The sequence below is a fragment of the Methylobacterium sp. FW102-HT35C08 genome, from assembly GCF_058790235.1.
This window is the reverse complement of the sequence record NZ_JBYTCL010000002.1, coordinates 2,588,393-2,608,790: the sequence shown is the minus strand read 5'-3', so window position 1 is coordinate 2,608,790 and position 20,398 is coordinate 2,588,393. Positions and strand designations below refer to the sequence as shown.

The following is a 20,398-nucleotide window of genomic DNA, read 5'->3' as shown; positions in this document are numbered from 1 at the left end:
TAAGAGGCGGCATGGCCCGTACCGCCGTCCGCCCCGCCGCCGACATGACGCCCGCCCCCGGCCTGGATCCGGCCGGCGCGACGCCGATGATGGCGCAGTACATCGAGATCAAGGCCGCCAATCCGGACTGTCTGCTGTTCTACCGGATGGGCGACTTCTACGAGCTATTCTTCGAGGACGCGGAGATCGCGTCCCGGGCGCTCGGCATCGTGCTGACCAAGCGCGGCAAGCACGCGGGCAGCGAGATCCCGATGTGCGGCGTGCCGGTCGAGCGCTCCGACGACTACCTCAACCGCCTGATCGCCCTCGGGCACCGCGTCGCCGTCTGCGAGCAGACCGAAGATCCGGCCGAGGCCAAGAAGCGCGGCCCGAAATCGGTGGTGCGCCGCGAGGTCGTGCGGCTCGTCACTCCTGGGACGATCACCGAGGATCGGCTCCTTGACCCGGCCAGGGCCAACCTCCTCCTGGCGATTGGCCGCCGCAAGACCGGGGAGGGCGCCGTCGCCTACGGCCTCGCGGCGGTCGACATCTCCACGGGGCGCTTCGCCTTGAGCGAGGTCGCGGGTGGCGATCTGGCCGGGGCGATCGCCCGGCACGATCCGCGGGAGATCGTCCTGTCCGAGGCGATCCACGCCGATCCGGCGCTCGCGCGGATCTGGCAGGAGAGCCGGGCCGCCATCGTGCCCCTGGCGCAGGCCGAGCTGGAACCCGCGGCGGCGGAGCGGCGCCTGCGTGAGCAGTACGGGGTCTCGACACTGGAGGGCTTCGGCCAGTTCACTCGTGCCGAGATCGCGGCCGCCGGGGCGGTACTCCTCTACATCGCTCGCACGCAGCTCGCGGCCCGGCCGACCCTGGCCGTGCCAACCCGCGAGGATGGCGGCGCGACTTTGGCGATCGATGCGGCGACGCGCGCCAACCTCGAACTCACCCGGACCTTGTCGGGGGAGCGGACCGGGAGCCTGCTCGCCACGATCGACCGGACCGTGACGGCCAACGGCGCGCGGCTGCTGGCCGAGCATCTCGCCGGACCGCTCACCACGCTCGACGCGATCGCCCGGCGGCACGCCGCCGTGGCGCATCTGGTCGATGACGGCTCGCTCCGCGGCGCCCTGCGCGAGGCCCTGGCCCGAGCGCCGGATCTCGCCCGGGCGCTGTCGCGCACCGGCCTCGGCCGGGCGGGACCGCGGGATCTGGCGGCGATCCGGGACGGCTTGGCGGTGGCGGCGCAACTCGGCGCCCGCCTCTCCGCCAACCCGAACTTGCCGGACGACCTCGTCCGTCTCGCCGGGCACCTGGCCGAGGCCGATTCGGAGCTGATCGCGACCCTGGCGGCGGCGCTCGCCGACGATCTTCCGTTGAGCCGCCGCGACGGCGGGTTCGTGCGGCAGGGCTATCATCCGGAAATCGACGAGGCGCGGACCCTGGGCCAGGATTCCCGTAAGGTGATTGCCGCCCTGCAGGCCCGCTACGCCGAGCAGACCGGCTGCCGGACCTTGCGCATCAAGCACAACAACCTGCTCGGCTACTTCATTGAGGTACCGCAATCGGTCGGCGAGGCCTGCCTGAAGGGTCTGCAGAGCGAATTCGTCCACCGTCAGACGATGGTCGACGCGATGCGCTTCACCAGCGTCGAACTGGGCGAACTCGAATCCAAGATCTCCGGCGCCTCCGACCGGGCGCTGGCCCTCGAAGGCGGCGTGTTCGACGACCTCTCCGCCCGCGTGCTCGCCAAGGCCGATTCCATCGCCGAGGTGGCTGCGGCGCTGGCCGGGCTCGACGTCGCGGCGAGCCATGCCGAGCTCGCGGTCGAGCTCGACTGGCGACGACCCATGGTCGACGACTCGCTCAGCTTCGTCGTGGTCGGCGGCCGTCATCCGGTGGTCGAGGCGGCCCTCCGCCGGGCGGGTGAGCCGTTCATCGCCAACGATTGCGATCTGTCGGGCGACACGCGCGGCCGGATCCGGCTGATCACCGGCCCCAACATGGGCGGTAAGTCCACCTTCCTGCGCCAGAACGCGCTGATCGCGGTGCTCGCTCAGATGGGCGCCTTCGTGCCGGCCGCCGAGGCGCGGATCGGGCGGGTCGACCGGCTGTTCTCCCGCGTCGGCGCCGCCGACGATCTCGCCCGCGGGCAATCGACCTTCATGGTCGAGATGGTCGAGACCGCGGCGATCCTCAACCAGGCGACGCGGCGCTCCCTGGTGATCCTCGACGAGATCGGCCGCGGCACCGCAACCTTCGACGGTCTCTCCATCGCCTGGGCCTGCCTGGAGCACCTGCACGAGGTGAATGCCTGCCGGGCGCTCTTCGCCACTCATTTCCACGAACTCACCGCGCTGGGCGACCGTCTGGCCCGGCTGGAGAACGCGACCCTCAAGGTCGCCGAGCATCGGGACGGCGTCGTGTTCCTGCACGAGGTCGTTCCGGGCGTCGCCGAACGGAGCTACGGCCTGCAGGTGGCCCGGCTGGCGGGCCTGCCGGGCAGCGTCGTGTCGCGGGCCGGAGCAATCCTAAAGAGTCTGGAGAAGGCGGAGCGCGGCCGCCCGGCGCGGGCGCGAATCGACGACCTGCCGCTCTTCGCAGCACTCGCGCCGCCTCCGCCGCCGGAGCCGCCGCCGGAGGATCCGCTCGGGGCGCTGCTCGATTCCATCGACCCGGACGCGCTCACGCCCCGGGAAGCGCTCGACGCGCTGTACCGGCTGAAGCGCGAGCGGACGGGCGGGCGCTGAGCGGGCGATCCAATCCCATCGCCTCAAGAATAGAGGTGACCGCAACAGCCTCACGTCATCCCGGAACCGCGCAGCGGAGCCCGGGATCCAGAACCGCCGACACGCCAAGGACTTGCGCAAAGTGAGGGTCCGGGTTCCGGACTCACCTGCGGCGCCCCGGAACGACGGGACGACGCCGCATCCAAAGCGGCCCAGGATTAGGGGCCGAGCTTGCGGCCTGCTCAGACGGGGGCGGGCGAGAAGCCGTCCGGGCAGGCCGGCTCCTGGCGTCCGGACCGGCGGTCCGCCACGTAGTCGAGGGTGCTGGCCACGACGCGCTCGGAATAGGGTTTCGCGATCACGCCGATCGCGCCCGCGAAGTCGTTCGGGATGCGCTTGGCGTTCGCGGTCATGAACACCACGGTGGTGCGCTGGTCGGCGGAAAGCGCCCGGGCGACCTCGATACCAGTCGGGCCGTCGACGAGGTGGATGTCCACCAGGGCGACATCGGGCGCCGTGGACCGGCCCATCGCGATGGCTTCGGCCGCGTTGCCGGCGACGCCGACCGTCACGTGCCCGAGGTCGTCCAGCAGGCTCTCGAGTTCGAGCGCGATCAGGGCCTCATCCTCCACCACGAGGATGCGGAGCGCGGTTTCCGCGGCGGCGTTCCCGGTCCCCATGCGCTCTCCGATTCCCGGCTTCGCGGCCGCTGAGCTTGAAATGTCCGCGCGGATTTCTCAAGCCGCGGGTTGCAGCGGGATGTCGATCTCCACGGTCGTGCCGGGACCGGCATCCGACCACGCGATGGTTCCGCGCATCTGCCGGACGACCATCTCCACCAGATTCCGTCCGAAACCGGCCGGGTTGGGGGGCGCTGCCGCGAGGCCGACCCCGTCATCCCGGATGGTCAGGTGCATGCCGCCTTCGTTGCGGCGGGCCACAATCGAGACACGGCCCTCGCGCTCGTCCGGGAAGGCGTGGCGTAGGGCATTCGCGGTCAGCTCGTGGATGAGCAGGGCGAGGGGCGCCGCCATCGCGGCCGCGACCGCGATCGGCTCGACATCGGCCTCGACACGGAGGTGATCTGGGTCCAGCCCGGCATTCATGTCGGCCAGGAACTCGGCCGCGAAGTCCCCGAGATTGAAATGCGTGATGTCGCCTTCGGAGTAGAGCATCCGGTGGGCGGTCGACAGCGCGCCGATGCGTTCGGCCATGCTCTGAAGCGCGTCGCGTGCCTCGCCCTCCGGCGTCCTGCGGGCCTTCAGCAGCATCAGCGAGGAGATCACCTGCAGGTTGTTCTTCACCCGGTGATCGACCTCGTGGAGGAGCGCCGTCTTCTGCTCCAACGCCGCGCTGAGGTCATGGGTACGCGCGCTGACGAGGCGCTCCAACTGATCGTTGGTGCCGCGCATGGTGACTTCCATCTGGTGGACATGGGTCATGTCCGCCTGGGCGGCGTAGAAGAAGGCCACGCCTTCCGTGTCGGAGACCGGCGTGATGGTCATCGCATTCCAGAACGCCGTGCCGTCCTTCCGGTAGTTGAGCAGCTCGACCGAGATCGGCTCCGCGGCCCGAACCGCGTTGCGGATCCGGTCGACCGTGGTCCGGTCCGTGGCTGGCCCCTGCAGCATGCGGCAATTGCGTCCGACAATCTCCTCCGCGGCGTAGCCGGTTGCCTGGAAGAATGCGTCGTTCGCCCAAGCGATCGGGTTGTCGGGCGCGCGGGCGTCGGTGATCACCATGGGCGATGGGCTGCGCGCGAACGCGTCGACCAACGTCGCGGGCGGTGGACTGGGCTCGGGTCGGGCACTCAACTCGGTATTCCACACTCAGGCGGCGTCAACCGTTCGTCCTTCGGCACCTCGATCGCGCCGCGCCGCGCGGGACGTGGGCGCCGCGTTAAGCAAGCTTCGATCAAGATTGAGGCAAAAGACATCACAATCCAGCGAAATTCCATGCGGCGTAAGGCTGCCACGATTTCGCGGGATCAAGGCCACGAAGGCTCAGGAGTTCCATGCCATGGCCAACCAGCCACAGGCGATGCGCCGTTTCCGGCTCCGCGACATCGTCGAGGATCGGCGCATCATGCTGATGCTCGCCCTCGGGTTCTCCTCGGGCCTGCCGCTGCTGCTCGTCCTCGGGACGTTCACGCTCCGGCTCGCCTTCTCGGATATCGACGTGCGCGCCATCGGCCTGTTCAGCTACGTGGCACTGCCGTACTCGCTGAAATTTCTCTGGGCGCCCGCGATCGACCGCCTCACCGTGCCGGTCCTCGGCGCGCGCCTAGGACGCCGCCGCGCCTGGATGGTAACGACGCAAGCGGCCGTCGCCCTGTGCCTCGTCCTGATGGCCTTCTCCGACCCGAAGACCAGCCTCGCGCTCCTCGGCCTCGGGGCGTTCCTGGTGGCGTTCTGCGCGGCCAGCCAGGACGTGGTGATCGACGGCTGGCGCATCGACGCGGCCGGCAGCGACTTCCAGGGCATCCTGGCGGCGACATCGAACCTCGGCTACCGCCTCGGCCTGATCACGGCCGGGGCCGGGGCGCTGTTCATCGCCTCCGCTGGGGGCTGGACCCTGGCCTACCTGATCATGGCCGCGCTGATGCTGGTCGGGATGATCGCCGCCCTGCTGGCCCCGTCCTTCGACACGGCCCGCGCCGCCCAGACGGAGACACCGGCCCGTTCCCGATTCTGGTCGATGCGCCGCGCCGTGCTGGAGCCGCTGACCGAGCTGCACGCGCGCTTCGGCGGCGCGCTCTGGGGCATCCTGCTGCTGGTGGCGCTCTATCGCCTGCCGGACTTCCTGTCCGGCGTCATGGCGAGCCCGCTCTATCGGACGCTGGGCTTCGACCTGAAGGAGATCGCCACCGTCACCAAGCTCTACGGAATCTGGATCGGGATCGCGGGCGGCTTTGCCGGCGGCTGGGCGCTGGCTCGGCTCGGACTGTTCCCGACTCTGCTTCTGGGCGCCTTCCTAGCCGCCTCCTCGCACCTCGCCTTCGCTTGGCTCTCGGCCGGACCGGCCGACCTATGGCGGCTGACCGTGGCCATCTCCATCGAGAATTTCTGCGGCTCCTTCGCAGGGATCGTGCTGATCGCCTACATGTCGAGCCTCACCAGCGCGGCCTACGCGGCGACGCAGTACGCGCTGTTCTCCTCCCTGTACGCGCTGCCCGGCAAGCTCGTCGCTGGCTCATCGGGCTTCGTCGTCGCGGCGATCGGCTACCCGGCCTTCTTCGTGATGACCTCCCTGGTGGGCATCCCGGTGTTGGCGCTCTGTCTCGCGGTCGGACGCCGCAGCGGCCGTCCGGCCGCGAAACCCGCGTCGCGCGAGGCCGACGAGGCGGGGAACCGCATCCCGGGGCCCGAGCTTCCTTCCACGGCGCGCGCGCCGGGTGCGGCGTGAGCGGGATCAATCCAGGAATTTGCGGATGAGCACGAGCGACCTCACCCTCGCCGGCGAGACGCTGCCGGCAGCGGCCCCAGAGACGGTCCTGAGCGACGCGGATTTGGCGGCCCTGCGTCGGGCCGTTCAGGTCCTGGAGCGCCCGAGCCTCGCGGCCCGCCTCTCCGCGGCGGCGGGCGCCCCGCTCGACATCATCGGCCGCTCGCTGCCCGCCCCGGTCACAGAGGCGGTCGGCCGCAGCACCGAGGCCGCCATGCGCGGCGCGATGCGCGTCGCCCTGGCCACCCTCCCGCGCAAGGAACTCGTTCCGGCTGAAGGCGGGGACCTCGGCTCGACCGCCGGGAAGATCGAGGGCCGGCTCGCGCGGCTGCTCGGGTCGGGTGAGGCCAAGCACAAGGCGATGGCGGCCCTTTCCGGGGCGGTCGGCGGAGCCTTTGGGCTGACGACGCTGGCCGTCGAGCTGCCGGTCTCCACCACCCTGATGCTCCGCTCCATCGCGGAGATCGCCCGCGAGGAGGGCGAGGATCTGGAGACGCCCGAGGGTGCGCTCGCCTGCGTTCAGGTCTTCGCGCTGGGCGGCCGCACCGCTGCCGAGCCGGAGGCGGGCTCGCCGCTGACCGAGAGCGGCTACTTCGCGGTCCGGGCGGCCCTCGCCAAGACGCTGGCGGAAGCGGCCCGCTACGCCGGCAGCAAGACCCTGCTCGATCAATCTGCCCCCGCGCTGATCCGCTTCACCGCGCAGATCGCGGCGCGGTTCGGCCTCGTGGTCTCGCAGAAGGTTGCAGCGCAGGCCGTGCCGATCCTAGGCGCTTTCGGCGGCGCGGCGGTCAACACCGCCTTCATGAACCATTTCCAGGGGACCGCGCGGGCGCATTTCACCGTCCGGCGCCTGGAGCGGACCTACGGGGCCGCCGCCGTCCGAGCCGCCTACGAGGTCGAGAAGGCCGCCCTCGGCATCGCTTGATAAGCCGGCTCAAAATCCGCAAGGATCGTCCGCTTTCGCACATGGCGGATGATGGGAGGCGGACCTGATCGGCAACGCGGAGATGGTGGCCCGGCTGGCGCTGGCGGCACTGTTCGGCAGTGTGATCGGCCTAGAACGCGAGCGCCTGCTCTGGGCGGCGGGTCTGCGGACCCACATGCTGGTCTGCGTCGGTTCGTGCCTGATCATGCTGGTCTCAGCCTTCGGCTTCGCCGACGTGCTCGGGACCGACCATGTCGTGCTCGACCCGTCCCGTATCGCCGCACAGGTGGTGTCCGGCATCGGCTTTCTCGGGGCCGGCACGATCCTGCTGCGCGGCGAGGTCGTGAAGGGCCTGACCACGGCTGCCAGCCTCTGGGGCGTGGCGGCGATCGGGCTCGCCATCGGCAGTGGGCTCTATGTGCCGGCGCTCGCCGCCACGGCGCTGATCGTCGGCATCCTGGCCGGGGTGAAGCCTTTCGAGGAGCGCTGGCGCGACCGGATGCGGGCCCAGACCCTGCGGCTCACCGCGCGCAAGGGTGCGCTGTCGATCGACACCCTGCAGGCGGCGACCGGCGAGCGCGCCTCGCGGGTGCGGACCTTCACGGTCCGTCCGAGCGCCGACCCGGAATTTGACGAAGTCACCGTGACCTTTGTCCGCCTGTCCCGCACGAGCTTCGAAGCGATCGCCTCGAAGTTGCGGGCCATGCCCGACGTGACGGCCGCAGAGGAGGCGGACGAATGACCGGGGTGCCGGCTCACATCGCGCCGGCACCCTCGCCGTCGAGGAACAGGCGGTAGGCCGGGTTCTCGGTCTCGTCCGTGGCCGGGTAGCCGAGCGCCTCGACGACCGCATCGAACCGGACCCGTTCGCCCGGCGGCACGGCGATGCCGGCGAGCACCCGGCCGTAATCGGCGCCGTGGTTGCGGTAATGGAACAGCGTGATGTCGAAGTCCGGGCCCAACGCCTCGAGGAACTTCATCAGCGCGCCCGGCCGCTCCGGGAACTGGAAGCGGAACAGCCGCTCGTGCGCGACCCCGACGGCCCGGCCGCCGACCATGTAGCGGACATGGACCTTGGCCATCTCGTTGTCGCTCATGTCGAGGACCCGGTAGCCGGCCTCGCGCAGGGAGCCGATCAGCGCCTGCTTCTCGCGCTTGCCCCCGCTGACGTTGATGCCCACGAAGATCTGCGCCTCGGCGCCGGGGGCGTGGCGGTAGTTGAACTCGGTGACGGCGCGCGGACCCAGCGCCTGGATGAAGGCCCGGTAGGCGCCGGGCCGCTCCGGGATCGTCACCCCGATCAGGACTTCCCGCTGCTCGCCGATCTCCGCCCGCTCGGCGATGTGACGCAGGCGGTCGAAGTTGAGGTTGGCACCCGACGAGATGGCGATCAGCGTGCCGTCGCCGCCCTCGCGCTCGGAATAGAGCTTGGCGCCGGCCAAGCTCAGCGCGCCGGACGGCTCGGACACGGCGCGGGTATCGTCGAAGATATCCTTGACGGCCGCGCACATGGCGTCGGTGTCGACGGTGATGACCTCGTCGAGATGCTCGCGGCAGAGCCGGAAGGTCTCCTCGCCGGCCTGACGCACGGCGACGCCGTCGGCGAACAGGCCGACGGAGGGCAGGCTGACCCGCGTGCCGGCGGCCAGTGCCGCAGCCATGCAGGCGGCATCCTCGGGCTCGACGCCGATCACCTTCGTGCCGGGCCGCAGGTACTTCACGAAGGTCGCGATGCCGGCGGCCAGGCCGCCGCCGCCCACCGGCACGAAGATCGCCTCGATCGGTCCGGTATGCTGCTCCAGGATCTCCTTGCCGATCGTGCCCTGGCCGGCGATCACGTCGGGATCGTCGAACGGGTGCAGGAAGGTCAGGCCCTGCTCGGCCTCGAGGATCTTGGCCTGGGCCAGCGCCTCATCGAAGGCGTCGCCGTGCAGCACCACCTCGGCACCGCGGGCCCGGCAGGCATCGACCTTGATGGAGGGCGTGGTCCGCGGCATCACGATCACGGCCCGGGCGCCGAGCTTGGCGGCGGCCAGCGCCACGCCTTGCGCGTGGTTGCCCGCCGAGGCGCAGACCACGCCGCGGGCGATCTGGTCCGCGCTCAGGCCAGACATCTTGTTGTAGGCGCCCCGCAGCTTGAACGAGAAGACCGGCTGCAGATCCTCGCGCTTGAGCAGGACCCGTCGGCCCAGCCGCTGCGTGAGGCGCGGCATCGCGTCGAGCGGGCTCTCGATCGCCACGTCGTAGACGCGGGCGGTGAGGATCTTGCGGATGTAGTCCGTCACGGTGTGGGGTCTCGGCCGATCTGCGGGGCTATGTCGGCCCAATAGACCCTCCGGCCCGCGGATGCGAGCGCGCACCCCTGGCGCAGATCAGCCCAGCCGCTCGATCAGCGCCGCCACCCAGACCAGCAGCGCCGCCATCTGAGCCATGAAGGTGCCGGCGGAGGCGAGGTCCTTCACGGTGCCGATCATCGGATGGTGGCCCGGATGGACGTGGTCGCAGAGTTTCTCGACGGCGGTGTTGAGGAACTCGGCGGCCAGCATCAGCAGCAGGCTGACCATCAGCGCGACGCGCACCCACAGCGTCGCGCCGAGGAGCAGGGCGACCGGCACGCCGAGCGCCAGCAGGACCAGTTCCTGCCGCACGGCCCGTTCGGTGCGCGCCCCGTGGCGCAGGCCGCGCCAGGAATTAAGGAAGGCGAGGACCAGGGCGTTCATCGGGCCGCCTCCGGCACGGAGCGGCTGATCCACTTGGCGAGCAGCGGGCCGGTGAGCAGCACCACGAACAGGCGCAGCGTCTGCACCGCCAGCACGAAGGACACGTCGGCCTTCGAGCCGACCGCGATGATCGCCACGGAATCGAGACCGCCGGGGCTCGTCGCCAGCACCGCGGTCAGCAGATCGATCGGCAGCAGCAGAGTCAGCCCAAAGCCCCAGGCAGCGCACAGGGCGATCACCGAGAACGTCGCCGCCAGGATGCCTGGCAGGGCCGTGAAGGTCAGCCGCAGGGTCTCGCGGGTGAAGCGCAGGCCGACATAGACGCCGATGCAGGCATAGGCGAGTTCGAGAAGCGGTACCGGCAGCGCCATGCGCACGAGCCCGGTAGCGTGGAGCAGGCTGCCGAGCACCATCGGGCCGACCTGCGCGCCGGCCGGGACCCGCAGGGCGAGCGCCGCCCCGGCGCCAACAACGGCGACTGCGAGCGTCGCCAGGAGGGAGAGCGCCCCGGTCACCTCGCCGGCCCCCGCGGCGGCACCCGGAACAGGAGCCTCCATCAGGAAGCGCGCCGCCAGGGAGGCCGAGAACACCACGGCGGCGACACGCACATACTGCATGAAGGCGACGAGGCGCGGATCCGCGCCGAAATCCTCGGCCATCGCCACCATGGCGGAGGCGCCGCCCGGAGAGGAACCCCAGGCGGCTGTGGTCCCGGGCAGGACCCGCAGCCGGGTGAGGATCCATCCGACGAGGCCGCTGACTGCGACGGTCACCAATACGACCGCGACGATGAGCGGTCCGTCCTCCAGCAGGGTCTGGGCGATCTGGCCCGTGACGGCGTGGGCGACGAGGCAGCCGATGGCCGCCTGCGAGGCCTGGAATACGGCGCGGGGCACGCGCAGGCGCGAGCCGCCGACCCCGAACGCAATAGCGCCGATCATCGGGCCGAGCAGCAGTGCGGCCGGAAACTGCGCGCGCACCAAGCCGTAGGAGATGAGCGCGGACGCAGCGATGAGGGCGGCCCAGAGGCCGAGTGTGCGGGGAGAGAGCAAGGCGACCGACGAGGAGGTGCCCGCAAGGACCGTCGGGCGTCAGGCGCGCTATAGCGCAATCTTGGCCCTGTCGCGGCAGAGTTTCGGCACGGCGGCCGTGCGCGACCGTCAGGGCTCTTGGCTCAAGGATCCTGCGTCAGGGCCGCGAAGGCCTTGTCGAGGCGCGCCCGGGCATCGGTCAGGCTCTGGCGCCGGCTCTCGAGCCAGCCCTGGTCCGTCTCTAACCGCGCCCGGGCGACGCCGAGCATGCGCCGGATCTCGGCGGGCTGCGGTCCGCCGAGGCCCTTGGCGGCATCGATCATGCCCCGCGCCGACAGCGCCGCCCGGAAGCGGGCCTCGTCGAGGGGCAGCTCCGGCTTCAGCCCGGACCCGGCGGCGGCCTCGGCGTAGATCTTCTGCACCTCCGGGAAGGGGAGATCGGCCGGGCGCAGGTCGTGGCCGCGGCCGTAGCTCACAAGTTCGGACGCGAAGTGATGGCCGAGCCGGAACGGCACGTCCGCCTCGCGCTGGAGCGTGTCGGCGAGTTCGGTGGTCGTCGCGTAATCCGCCGCGACCTCGTCGGCGGCTCGCGCCCGGTCCACGACAAGCCCGTCCAGCACGCGGGTCCAGCGCCGGCACATCTCGGTGGCCTCGGCGAGGGTCCGGCCCGGCGGCTCGGCCTGGTTGCGCTTGTAGTCCGGCATGCCCGAATCGACGTTGTGCGCCATGATCACGAAGGCCTGCGCGGCACCGACGACGTCGCTCGCTTTCATCCGCAGCCCGTAGAGCGCCACCGGATTGCGCTTCTGCGGCATGATGCTGCTCGGGCCCGTCAGCGCACCCTCGCGCAGCAGGATCCACGGCCGGGTCTGGTGATACTGCGCGTAGAGATCCTGCGCGAAGCTCCCCGCGGTGGTGGCGAGATTCGCCGCGAGCCCGGTCAGTTCCAGGCCCATATCCAGCGGCGCGAGCTGGCCCGCGTCGTAGCTGTTCTCCACGGGCGCATCGAAGCCGAGCAGATCCGCCAGGCGCTTGCGATCCACCGGGAAGCTCGACGTCCCGAGCGCCGCCGCGCCGAGGGGCGAGAGGTTCAGGCGCGCCCAGGTCTCGCGCAGGCGGTCCGCGTCGCGCGCGAGCGCCCCTGCATAGCCGAGGAGATAGTGGCCGAGGGTCGTCGGCTGCGCCTGTACGCCGTTGGTGTAGGCCGGGATGATCGTGTCCGCCTCGCGCTCTGCCACCGTGAGCAGGGCCGCCCGGGTCGCATCCAGGGTCTCGGCCAGGGCGAGGAGGCGGTCGCGCTGCTCCAGCTTCAGCACCGTCGGGATGATGTCCTGGCGGCTGCGGCCGGAATGCATCCGCGTGGCGTCCGGACCGGCGATGGCGGTGATCAGCGGCTCGATCCGCAGGTAGTCGTCCGGACGCTCGGCCCCCGGCTTGGCGCCATCGGCGGCGACCTGATCGAGTGCGCGGGCGATGGTCGCCCCAAGGCTGCGCGGGACGATGCCGGTCTCAACCGTCATTACCAGCGAGGCGCGGTCGATCGCGTCGATGCGGGCGAACGTGTCTCGGGGCTCGGCGCGAGCACCGGGGGCGAGCAGCGCCAGAATCGCCCAGATCGTCGTGCGCCGCATCGGTCAGCTCCGTGGGTTTCGCGGAGGCCTGATAGACCGTTTTCTCGCCTCGTTCCTATTCACACCCTCTTGTTGAGGTGCTGCGTGAGCCGCCGCGAAGGAGGGTGTCGTCGGGAAGGCCATGCGCGTCGCCTGATCGGCCGGAACGCAGCGTCTCACGCCACAGCATCCCCGTCGCGGCAGGCCGCCGTGCCCGGGGGCGCATGCGCGCGAAAGAACGCGGCGAGGTTCGCCAGCCCGGCGGCGCGCGGGTCGCTCGCCCGCCAGACCAGCGCGATGGTCCGCCCCGGCCCGTCGACATCGAAGGCCCGGGTCACGGTCAGCCCGGTCGGATCGGGGCCGGAGGGCACGGCGAGGGCCGGGAGCAGCGTGTAGCCGGCACCCGCCGCCACCATCGAGCGCAGGGTCTCCAGGCTCGTGGCGTGCCGCCCGACCGACGAGCCGGCGCCGCAGGCCGCGATCGCTTGATCGCGCAGGCAATTGCCCTCGTCGAGGAGCAACAGGTCCGGCCCGGCGATCTCCGTCGCCGAGAGCGCGCCGCCCCGGGCGAGGGCGTGCTCGGCCGGGCAGGCCAGCCAGAACGGCTCGACGAAGAGCGGCGAGACGGCGAGCCCGTGCAGCGGCAAAGGCAACGAGATCAGCGCCGCATCGATGCGGCCGTCGCGCAGGCCCTCGACGATCTCGGCGGTGCGCGATTCGGACAGCGACAGCATCAGCAGCGGGTACTGCTCGCGCAGCGGACGCAGCACCAGCGGGAAGAAGTAGGGCCCCAAAGTCTGGATCGCCGCCAGGACCAGCCGCCCCGTCAGCGGCGAGCCCCGTCCCTCGCTGGCGAGCGCCAGCAGACGCTGCGCCTCCGACAGGACCACCCGCGCTTGCCGGACGATGGCCTGCCCGGCCTCCGTCAGCAGGACCCGCCGATTGGAGCGCTCGAACAAAGTCAGGCCCAGCGCGGTTTCCAGCTTACGGACCTGCACGCTGAGGGTCGGCTGGCTCACGTTGCAGCGCTCGGCGGCCCGGCCGAAATGCCCCTCGTCCGCCACGGCGACGACGTATTCAAGGTCGCGGAGCGACAAGCCGGCGAGATTCATAGGCTGCGCCTATCACAACCTTTGCGACGATGCATTTGCCTCGGGGTCACGCCGGGGTCATAACCATTCACCAGAACGGTTCCAGGTTGGCCTCGTCGTCTGCCGAGAGCCTTCGAAATGGAGAGACGGAACGCATGAGCGATCAACGCCCGATCCTGACCACCCGCCAGGGCCATCCGGTCCGCGACAACCAGAGCACCCGCACGGTCGGCGAGCGCGGCCCGGCGACGCTCGAGAACTATCAGTTCATCGAGAAGATCACGCATTTCGATCGCGAGCGGATCCCGGAGCGCGTCGTCCACGCCCGCGGCGCCGGCGCCCACGGCTACTTCGAGGCCTACGGCAAGATCGGCAACGAGCCAGCCTCCAAGTACACCCGCGCCCGCGTGCTGAACGAGACCGGCGTGAAGACGCCGATGTTCGTGCGCTTCTCGACCGTGGCCGGCGCCAAGGAGAGCCCGGAGACGGAGCGCGACCCGCGCGGCTTCGCGGTCAAGTTCAAGACCGTCGACGGCAATTGGGACCTCGTGGGCAACAACCTCAAGGTCTTTTTCATCCGCGACGCGATCAAGTTCCCCGACATGATCCACGCGTTCAAGCCGGATCCGGTGACGAACCGTCAGGAGGCGTGGCGCTTCTTCGACTTCGTGGCCCAGCACCCCGAAGCCATCCACATGGTGACGCACCTCAAGTCGCCGTGGGGCATCCCGGCTAATTACCGCGAGATGGAAGGCTCGGGCGTCAACACCTACAAGCTGGTTAACGACCAGGGCGAGGCGGTCCTCTGCAAGTTCCACTGGATCCCCAAGCAGGGCGTCCGGAACCTGACTTCGCAGCAAGCCTCCGAGATCCAGGCCAAGGATGTCGGTCACGCCACCCGCGATCTGTACGACAACATCAAGGCCGGCAATTTCCCCGAGTGGGAATTTGCCGTGCAAATCATGCCGGACGGCCCGAACGATCACCTGTCGTTCGATCCGCTCGACGACACGAAGCTGTGGCCGGTGGACCAGTTCCCGCTGCTGCCCTGCGGCCGGATGGTCCTCGACCGCGTGCCGGACAACTTCTTCGCTGAGGTCGAGCAGTCGGCCTTCGGCACCGGCGTGCTTGTCGACGGCATCGACTTCTCGGACGACAAGATGCTGCAGGGCCGGACGCTGTCCTACTCGGACACGCAGCGCTACCGCGTCGGCGCCAACTACCTGCAGCTGCCGATCAACGCGCCGCAGCCCGGCGTGAAGGTCTATTCCAACCAACGGGACGGCCAGATGACCTACGGGGTCGACGGCACCGGTCCGAACAAGCACATCAACTACGAGCCGTCGACGCTGGCCGAGGGCCTGCGCGAGGCGCCCAAGCCCGCCAAGGACTACCATCAGCCGGTCCAGGGCAATCTCGGCCGGTATCAAACCTCGCGCACCGAGGACGATTACACCCAGGCGGGCGTGCGTTACCGGTCCTTCGAGGATTGGGAGCGCGAGGACCTGATCGCCAACCTGGTCGGCGACATGAAGCAGTGCCCGGAGCCGATCCAGCTGCGGATGGTCTGGCACTTCTGGCACGCCGACGAGGATTACGGCCGCCGCGTTGCCGAGGGTGCCGGTATCGATCTGGAGAAGGCCAAGGCCCTGCCGCCGCTGCCGGGCCGCGCCGCCCCGGGCAAGCGCCTGCAATCCGAGACCTACTCGGACGGCTCGCAGGCTCATAAGGTCGCCGCGGAGTAAGCCTCGCGGTCTCGACCGCCTGAAGAATGCCCCGCGCGGTCACCCGGCCGCGCGGGGTTCTTGTTTGGAGACGGGGCGAGGGCGGCGATGGCGAGTCTCGTGCACCACGGCCCGGGGCCGGACGCCGTCATCGGCGGGGTGCGGATCACGTATCTGGCGCGCAGCGACGAGACGGCCGACGGCCTCGGCATCTATCGGGTCGACATGGATCCGCATGCGCCGGGCGCCGGGCTTCACCGCCACGCCCGGCTGACCGAGACCTTCGCGGTCGAGGCAGGCCGGCTCGCGCTCCGCGTCGACGGTGCAGATCACGACCTCGGGCCCGGCGATTTCGCGCTGATCCCGCCCGGCGTCGCGCACGCCTTCGCCAATCGCGGCAACCGGCCGGTGCGCTTCACCCTGAGCTTCGCGCCGGCGCTGAGCCGCGAGGGCTTCTTCGACGGCTTGGCGCGGCTGGCCGCGGAAGGCCGCCTCGCGGATCAGGCCGCGATGACCGACCTGATGGCGCGCTACGATCAGGAACCGCTGGCCGGGTTTGCCGGCTGGAGCGAGGTCAGCGGCTGAGCCGATGCGCCGTTCGGCGCCGGCTCGACCGCGTTGACCTTGCGGTCGCGACCGGCGGCTTGACCGATCAGGATTGCCGCCGTGGCGATGCCGACGAACAAGGCCCCCGGCACGCCCCAGCCGCCCGTGGCGTCATGGGCTAGGCCGAAGACCAGCGGGCCCAGGCAGGCGCCGGTATAGCCGATGCCCTGCGCCATGGCCGAGAGGCCGGCGGCGCTGGCCGCGTCGGCGGCGCGGAGCACGATCAGGGTCAGCCCGAGGCCGAAGCAGCCGCCGATCCCGAAGCCCAGCGCGCCGGCAGCTGGGATGCGCAGCCAATCCGCCCCGAAGGCGAGGACCAGGAAGGCCGCGGCGGTGAGGCCCGGGATGGCGACGATCCAAGCCCGTTGATCCCGGGCGCGGGCGGCCAGCATGGCGGTCAGCAGCGCCCCGGGCGCCTGGACCAGCGTCGTGAGCGACGCGTAGAGACCGGCATCCAGCGGACTGAGGCCGCGTCCCTGCAGGAGCAGCGGCAGCCAGCCGAACAGGATGTAGGCGAGCGACGATTGCAGGCCCATGAAGCCCGTCACCCACCAGGCCAGCGGGCTGCGGAGCAGCCGCCCGGCGGAGGGGGCCGCGCTGGACGCCGTCCGGCGGGCGAAGGGAATCCACAGGAAGGCGGCGGCGAGCGCCGGCAGCGACCAGATGGCGAGCGCCGAGGGCCAGCCGCCCGCGAGCGCGTGCTCCACCGGCACCGCCGCCCCGGCCCCGGCGGCTGCACCGAGGCAGAGGGTCATGGTGTAGAGGCCGGTCATCAGGCCGCCGCTGGCGGCGAAGTCGCGCTTCACCAGCGCGGGCAGCAGAACGTTGTCGAGCCCGATGCCGATGGCCGCGAGGGCCGTTCCGGCGAAGAGCGGTACCAGCCCGCCAAGGCCGCGGAGGGTGAGGCCTGCCGCCAGGATCGTCGAGCCGGCGAGGACCGCGAGGTCGGGACCGATCCGCCGGATCAGCGGCGCCGCCAGCGCGCAGGCGATGCCCAGGCACAGGACCGGCAATGTGGTGAGAATGGCGGCCCCGCCCGCACTCAGGCCGGTGCCGTCCCGGATGGTGACCAGCAGCGGGCCGACCGTGCTCAGTGCCGGCCGCAGGTTGAAGGCGACCAGCATCAGCGCGACGCCGAGCAGCAGCCGGCTCGACGTTGCGCGGCTCGGGGCGGCGCGGTTCGGGGTCACGGACGCCGCCGCGCGACGAGAGCGCCGCCGAGACAGGCGGCAAGCATCAGCGCGAACGCCGCGTCGCCGAACCGGCCGTACAGCGTACCGCCGGGGATCCGGGCAGGTAGGTCGGCATCGAGCCAGGTCTCCTCGTCGAGGGGCGTGCGGCCGAGGATGCGACCGTGGGGGTCGATCACCGCGGAGATCCCGGTATTGGCGTCACGGACAAGCGGTAATCCCTCCTCGACTGCGCGCAGGCGGGCCTGGGCGAGGTGCTGGCGCGGGCCCGGCGTGTCGCCGAACCACGCGTCGTTGGTCACATTCAGGATCAGTCCTGCCGGCTCCTGCGCCGGGGCCACGTGGCCGGCGGGCAGGATCGCGTGCGGGAAGATCGCCTCGTAGCAGATCGTCGCCGCCACCGGCGGCAGGTCGGGCACCGACAGGATCCGCTGGGCGGCGAGGGAGCCCGCGGAGAAGCCGCCCGGGATCGCCACGAACTGGCGCAGGCCGAGCGCCCGAAGGGCGGCGTCGAGGGGCGCCGGCAGGTACTCGCCGAACGGGACGAGGTGGACTTTGTCGTAGCTGTCGGAGATCCGGCCGTCCGGCCCGATCACCATCACGGCGTTGAAGTAGCGCAGGCGCTCGCCGGGCAGGGGCTCCTCGGCGCGGGCCGCGCCGGTGATCAGGTGCTGCCCGGGCTTCAGGCCGGCTGCCACCTTGGCCAGGGCATCGGGATCGCGCTGGATCAGGAACGGAAAGGCCGATTCGGGCCAGACGATGTGGGTCGGCTCGGGCGCGCCGGCCTCCACGGGCCGCTGACTCAGCTCGATGTAGCGGTCGACGATGTCGGCCCGGTTCTCGGGCCTGAACTTGGCGTCCTGCGGCAGGTTGGGCTGGACGAGGCGCAGGCGAACCCCGGCCACGACCGGATCAGGCGGCCCAAGGCGCTCGACCCCATAGGCAGCCATGCCGGCGAGGAGGGCGGCGGCGGCGGCAGGCGGACCGAATCGGCCGAGCGGACGCGGGCCGGTGGCGAGCGTCGCGGGCGCGGCGCAGACGAGCACCGCCAGAATGGTCAGGCCGTAGAGCCCGATCAGCGCGGCTCCCTGCATGAGCCAGAGGTTCTGGGCGAGCGACATCCCGAGGGTGTTCCAGGGAAAACCCGTGAACAGGTGGCCGCGCAGCCATTCGGCGGCGGCGATCCCGAAGGCGAGGGCGGCGATCCGCGCCGCTCCACGGCTCCATAGCAGGCCGGCGGCGCCGAAACCCGCGCCGTAGAATAGGCCGAGGGCGAAGGGGAGGCCGATCACGCCGAGCGGCAGGGCCCAGAGGAACTCGTCGGCCTCCACCAGGAAAGCCTGGCCCAGCCACCACAGGCCGGCGGTCAGATAGCCGAAGCCCCAGGCCCAGCCGATCAGGAAGCAGGGCCAGAACCGCCGCAGCGGGGTTCGGCCGGCCGCGGCGCCGTCCTGCAGCCAGACCGCAACCGTCAGCGACACGGCCAGGGCCGGCACGATGCCGTAGGGCGGCATCGCCAGGGCACCGAGCGCGCCGACGAGCCACGCGAGCCCGAGCCGGCGCCAGCCGGTCAGGCGCGCGATCGCCAGAACGGCGCCCGGCACGGCCGCGCGGCCGGGTTCAGGGTCCCGTACGGGCGCGCTCGGAACCGCAGCGGACCGTGCGTAGCCGTCCACCAACCGTGTCACGCCGGGGCCGTCACGGATGCGGTGTCTCGGCGGCCGGCGGGTTCGAAGGCGGGGGCAGGGCAAGGGGCACCACGTTACCGATCCGCGCCGCGCCCTTGTGGAAGCGCAGCCGCTTGAGGCGGCGGGGATCGGCGTCGAGCACCTCGAATTCCAGATTGCCGGGTCCGGCGATCAGCTCGCCGCGGGACGGCACGCGGCCGACCAGGGTCACGATCATGCCGCCCAGCGTGTCGATCTCCTCGGCCATCTCGCCGACCGCGGCCGCGAGATCGACGCCGGTCGCCTCCGAGACCTCCGCCAGCGGCGTGCGCGCATCGGCCACGAAGACCTCGTCCTCGCCCTCGACGCGCTGGACCTGCTTGTCTTCCGCGACGTCGTGCTCGTCCTCGATGTCGCCGACCACCACCTCGATCAGATCTTCGATGGAGATCAGCCCGTCGGTGCCGCCATACTCGTCGATGACCAGCGCCATGTGGGTGCGGGTCGCCTGCATCCGCACCAGCAGGTCGATCGCCGGCATGGATGGCGGCACGAACAGCACCGGCCGCTGGATGCGCGCGGCCGCCAGGGTCGTCGACAGGTCGACTTTGCCGAGATCGAGGCTGCGCGGCAGACGCGCCGACGGCCGCCGCGGGCGCGCGGCGGCGGACACATCCGCGGCGCCATCCAGGGCCGTGTCGGCAGGTTTCGCCGCGACCGGCGGGTTGCGCCGGGCCGGCTCGGCCTTGGCGGCGATGTGGTCGACGAGGTCGCGGATGTGCACCATGCCGCGCGGGTCGTCGAGGGTCTCGCCGTAGACCGGGAGCCGCGAATGGCCCGCGGTGCGGAACAGCTTGAGCAGTTCACCGAGGCTGGTTTCGTTGGATACCGCGACGATGTCGGCCCGGGGGACCATCACGTCGTCGACGCGCACCTTGTGCAGGCCGAGGACGTTCTTGAGCATCACGCGCTCGAGCGGGGTGAGGCCGCTCTCACCGGCATCCGGCTCCGCGAGCGCCTCCTCGAGACCTTCGCGCAGGGAATCGCGCGGCTTGAGGTGCAGCGCCTGGAGCAGGCGATCGTACCAGGGCTCCCGGTTCTGGGATTCGCCCTCGGTGGAACTGGGCGCGGCCAGGGCCGCGCCGCGACTTCGATCGTTGGTCATGTCTCTCGGATCTGGGAGCGTTCGGGCGTCGTGCGCTCAGGCGTAGGGGTCCGGGATGCCGAGAATCGCGAGTGCCGCGACCTCCAGGGCTTCCATGGCGTCGGCCTCGGCCTCGCCGATCTCGTGGTCCTGACCGAGACAATGCAGGGTGCCATGGACGAGGAGGTGAGCGAGGTGATTCTGGAGCGGCTTCGACTGCTCCGCACTCTCGCGCACCAGGGTCTCGTACGCAAGGACCACGTCGCCGAGGGGCGTCGCGGCTTCGTCATGCCGGGGCTGCGGGGCGGCCGGGAAGGACAGGACGTTGGTCGGCTTGTCCTTGCCGCGCCACGTCCGGTTGAGGTCCTGGACGGCGGCATCGTCCGTCAGCAGGACGCTGACCGCGACGGGGCCGTCGGGCTTCTCGGGGGCGATGGAGAGGCCGGCTTCCACGGCGCGCGCGACCAGGGCTTCGAGGCCGGGGATCGCGGTTTCCCACCGCGCGTCCTCGACGGCGAGATCGATCTCGTGCGGCATG

General features: G+C 70.9%; 17 protein-coding genes. 6 read left to right on the top strand and 11 right to left on the bottom strand.

Features of this window, described 5'->3' with window-relative positions:
- Positions 1–11 precede the first annotated feature (11 nt).
- A complete protein-coding gene (gene mutS / locus AC3WSN_RS12420) occupies positions 12–2,729 on the top strand; it encodes a DNA mismatch repair protein MutS (RefSeq protein WP_492538306.1) in 2,718 nt (905 codons plus the stop codon).
- A gap of 221 nt (positions 2,730–2,950) precedes the next feature.
- Here the strand turns inward: mutS and AC3WSN_RS12415 are convergent, their stop codons facing one another.
- On the bottom strand, positions 2,951–3,388 hold the full coding sequence (locus tag AC3WSN_RS12415; protein ID WP_192708978.1) for a response regulator: 438 nt from the start codon (positions 3,386–3,388) through the stop codon (positions 2,951–2,953).
- A 57-nt stretch (positions 3,389–3,445) separates the two neighbouring features.
- Positions 3,446–4,483 (bottom strand): histidine kinase dimerization/phosphoacceptor domain -containing protein, encoded by a 1,038-nt coding sequence (locus AC3WSN_RS12410; protein ID WP_492543096.1) that lies wholly within the window; start codon positions 4,481–4,483, stop codon positions 3,446–3,448.
- 244 nt (positions 4,484–4,727) lie between these two features.
- Between AC3WSN_RS12410 and AC3WSN_RS12405 the strand changes: the two genes are divergently transcribed.
- From AC3WSN_RS12405 to AC3WSN_RS12395, 3 genes are all read left to right on the top strand, one after another.
- Complete coding sequence (locus tag AC3WSN_RS12405; RefSeq protein WP_492538304.1) at positions 4,728–6,113, top strand: AmpG family muropeptide MFS transporter; 1,386 nt, start codon at positions 4,728–4,730, stop codon at positions 6,111–6,113.
- A gap of 25 nt (positions 6,114–6,138) precedes the next feature.
- A complete protein-coding gene (locus AC3WSN_RS12400) occupies positions 6,139–7,077 on the top strand; it encodes an EcsC family protein (RefSeq protein WP_492538302.1) in 939 nt (312 codons plus the stop codon).
- Between the two features lie 82 nt (positions 7,078–7,159).
- On the top strand, positions 7,160–7,819 hold the full coding sequence (locus AC3WSN_RS12395; protein ID WP_192708974.1) for an MgtC/SapB family protein: 660 nt from the start codon (positions 7,160–7,162) through the stop codon (positions 7,817–7,819).
- A 13-nt stretch (positions 7,820–7,832) separates the two neighbouring features.
- Here the strand turns inward: AC3WSN_RS12395 and ilvA are convergent, their stop codons facing one another.
- The 5 genes from ilvA to AC3WSN_RS12370 form a co-directional block, all read right to left on the bottom strand.
- Positions 7,833–9,362 carry a threonine ammonia-lyase, biosynthetic gene (ilvA, locus tag AC3WSN_RS12390; RefSeq protein ID WP_492538300.1) on the bottom strand — a complete coding sequence of 510 codons (1,530 nt, stop codon included), beginning with the start codon at positions 9,360–9,362 and terminating at the stop codon, positions 7,833–7,835.
- A gap of 87 nt (positions 9,363–9,449) precedes the next feature.
- Positions 9,450–9,797, bottom strand: coding sequence for a diacylglycerol kinase (locus AC3WSN_RS12385; protein WP_192708972.1), 348 nt, complete (start codon positions 9,795–9,797; stop codon positions 9,450–9,452).
- On the bottom strand, positions 9,794–10,849 hold the full coding sequence (locus AC3WSN_RS12380) for an AbrB family transcriptional regulator (RefSeq protein ID WP_492538298.1): 1,056 nt from the start codon (positions 10,847–10,849) through the stop codon (positions 9,794–9,796). The genes AC3WSN_RS12385 and AC3WSN_RS12380 overlap by 4 nt, the downstream gene beginning before the upstream one ends.
- Positions 10,850–10,971: 122 nt before the next feature.
- Positions 10,972–12,459: an argininosuccinate lyase gene (locus tag AC3WSN_RS12375; RefSeq protein ID WP_492538296.1), complete on the bottom strand. Its 1,488-nt coding sequence runs from the start codon at positions 12,457–12,459 to the stop codon at positions 10,972–10,974.
- Between the two features lie 155 nt (positions 12,460–12,614).
- Positions 12,615–13,550: a LysR substrate-binding domain-containing protein gene (locus tag AC3WSN_RS12370; protein WP_192708969.1), complete on the bottom strand. Its 936-nt coding sequence runs from the start codon at positions 13,548–13,550 to the stop codon at positions 12,615–12,617.
- A gap of 134 nt (positions 13,551–13,684) precedes the next feature.
- Between AC3WSN_RS12370 and AC3WSN_RS12365 the strand changes: the two genes are divergently transcribed.
- Both AC3WSN_RS12365 and AC3WSN_RS12360 read left to right on the top strand, forming a co-directional pair.
- Positions 13,685–15,274 carry a catalase gene (locus AC3WSN_RS12365; RefSeq protein WP_192708968.1) on the top strand — a complete coding sequence of 530 codons (1,590 nt, stop codon included), beginning with the start codon at positions 13,685–13,687 and terminating at the stop codon, positions 15,272–15,274.
- Between the two features lie 87 nt (positions 15,275–15,361).
- A complete protein-coding gene (locus AC3WSN_RS12360; RefSeq protein ID WP_492538294.1) occupies positions 15,362–15,838 on the top strand; it encodes a cupin domain-containing protein in 477 nt (158 codons plus the stop codon).
- On the opposite strand, the gene AC3WSN_RS12355 is transcribed toward AC3WSN_RS12360, so the two are convergent.
- The 4 genes from AC3WSN_RS12355 to ybeY are packed head-to-tail and all read right to left on the bottom strand — an operon-like array spanning position 15,790 to position 20,397.
- Entirely contained in the window at positions 15,790–17,049 is a 1,260-nt protein-coding gene (locus tag AC3WSN_RS12355; RefSeq protein WP_373622615.1) for an MFS transporter, read from the bottom strand. The two genes, AC3WSN_RS12360 and AC3WSN_RS12355, sit on opposite strands and share 49 nt — an antisense overlap.
- Positions 17,046–18,725 (bottom strand): apolipoprotein N-acyltransferase, encoded by a 1,680-nt coding sequence (gene lnt, locus AC3WSN_RS12350; protein ID WP_492543094.1) that lies wholly within the window; start codon positions 18,723–18,725, stop codon positions 17,046–17,048. The genes AC3WSN_RS12355 and lnt overlap by 4 nt, the downstream gene beginning before the upstream one ends.
- Positions 18,726–18,747: 22 nt before the next feature.
- Positions 18,748–19,881: a hemolysin family protein gene (locus tag AC3WSN_RS12345; RefSeq protein WP_492538291.1), complete on the bottom strand. Its 1,134-nt coding sequence runs from the start codon at positions 19,879–19,881 to the stop codon at positions 18,748–18,750.
- Between the two features lie 36 nt (positions 19,882–19,917).
- Entirely contained in the window at positions 19,918–20,397 is a 480-nt protein-coding gene (gene ybeY, locus AC3WSN_RS12340) for an rRNA maturation RNase YbeY (protein WP_492543092.1), read from the bottom strand.
- Position 20,398: the final 1 nt, after the last annotated feature.

What these genes read in the sequence shown, in the direction of transcription:
- mutS (WP_492538306.1), top strand. Translation starts at nt 12, where the DNA reads ATGGCCCGTACCGCCGTCCGCCCCGCCGCCGACATGACGCCCGCCCCC.
- AC3WSN_RS12415 (WP_192708978.1), bottom strand. Translation starts at nt 3,388, where the DNA reads ATGGGGACCGGGAACGCCGCCGCGGAAACCGCGCTCCGCATCCTCGTG.
- AC3WSN_RS12405 (WP_492538304.1), top strand. Translation starts at nt 4,728, where the DNA reads ATGGCCAACCAGCCACAGGCGATGCGCCGTTTCCGGCTCCGCGACATC.
- AC3WSN_RS12400 (WP_492538302.1), top strand. Translation starts at nt 6,139, where the DNA reads ATGAGCACGAGCGACCTCACCCTCGCCGGCGAGACGCTGCCGGCAGCG.
- AC3WSN_RS12395 (WP_192708974.1), top strand. Translation starts at nt 7,160, where the DNA reads ATGGTGGCCCGGCTGGCGCTGGCGGCACTGTTCGGCAGTGTGATCGGC.
- AC3WSN_RS12385 (WP_192708972.1), bottom strand. Translation starts at nt 9,797, where the DNA reads ATGAACGCCCTGGTCCTCGCCTTCCTTAATTCCTGGCGCGGCCTGCGC.
- AC3WSN_RS12375 (WP_492538296.1), bottom strand. Translation starts at nt 12,459, where the DNA reads ATGCGGCGCACGACGATCTGGGCGATTCTGGCGCTGCTCGCCCCCGGT.
- AC3WSN_RS12370 (WP_192708969.1), bottom strand. Translation starts at nt 13,550, where the DNA reads ATGAATCTCGCCGGCTTGTCGCTCCGCGACCTTGAATACGTCGTCGCC.
- AC3WSN_RS12365 (WP_192708968.1), top strand. Translation starts at nt 13,685, where the DNA reads ATGAGCGATCAACGCCCGATCCTGACCACCCGCCAGGGCCATCCGGTC.
- AC3WSN_RS12360 (WP_492538294.1), top strand. Translation starts at nt 15,362, where the DNA reads ATGGCGAGTCTCGTGCACCACGGCCCGGGGCCGGACGCCGTCATCGGC.
- AC3WSN_RS12345 (WP_492538291.1), bottom strand. Translation starts at nt 19,881, where the DNA reads ATGACCAACGATCGAAGTCGCGGCGCGGCCCTGGCCGCGCCCAGTTCC.
- ybeY (WP_492543092.1), bottom strand. Translation starts at nt 20,397, where the DNA reads ATGCCGCACGAGATCGATCTCGCCGTCGAGGACGCGCGGTGGGAAACC.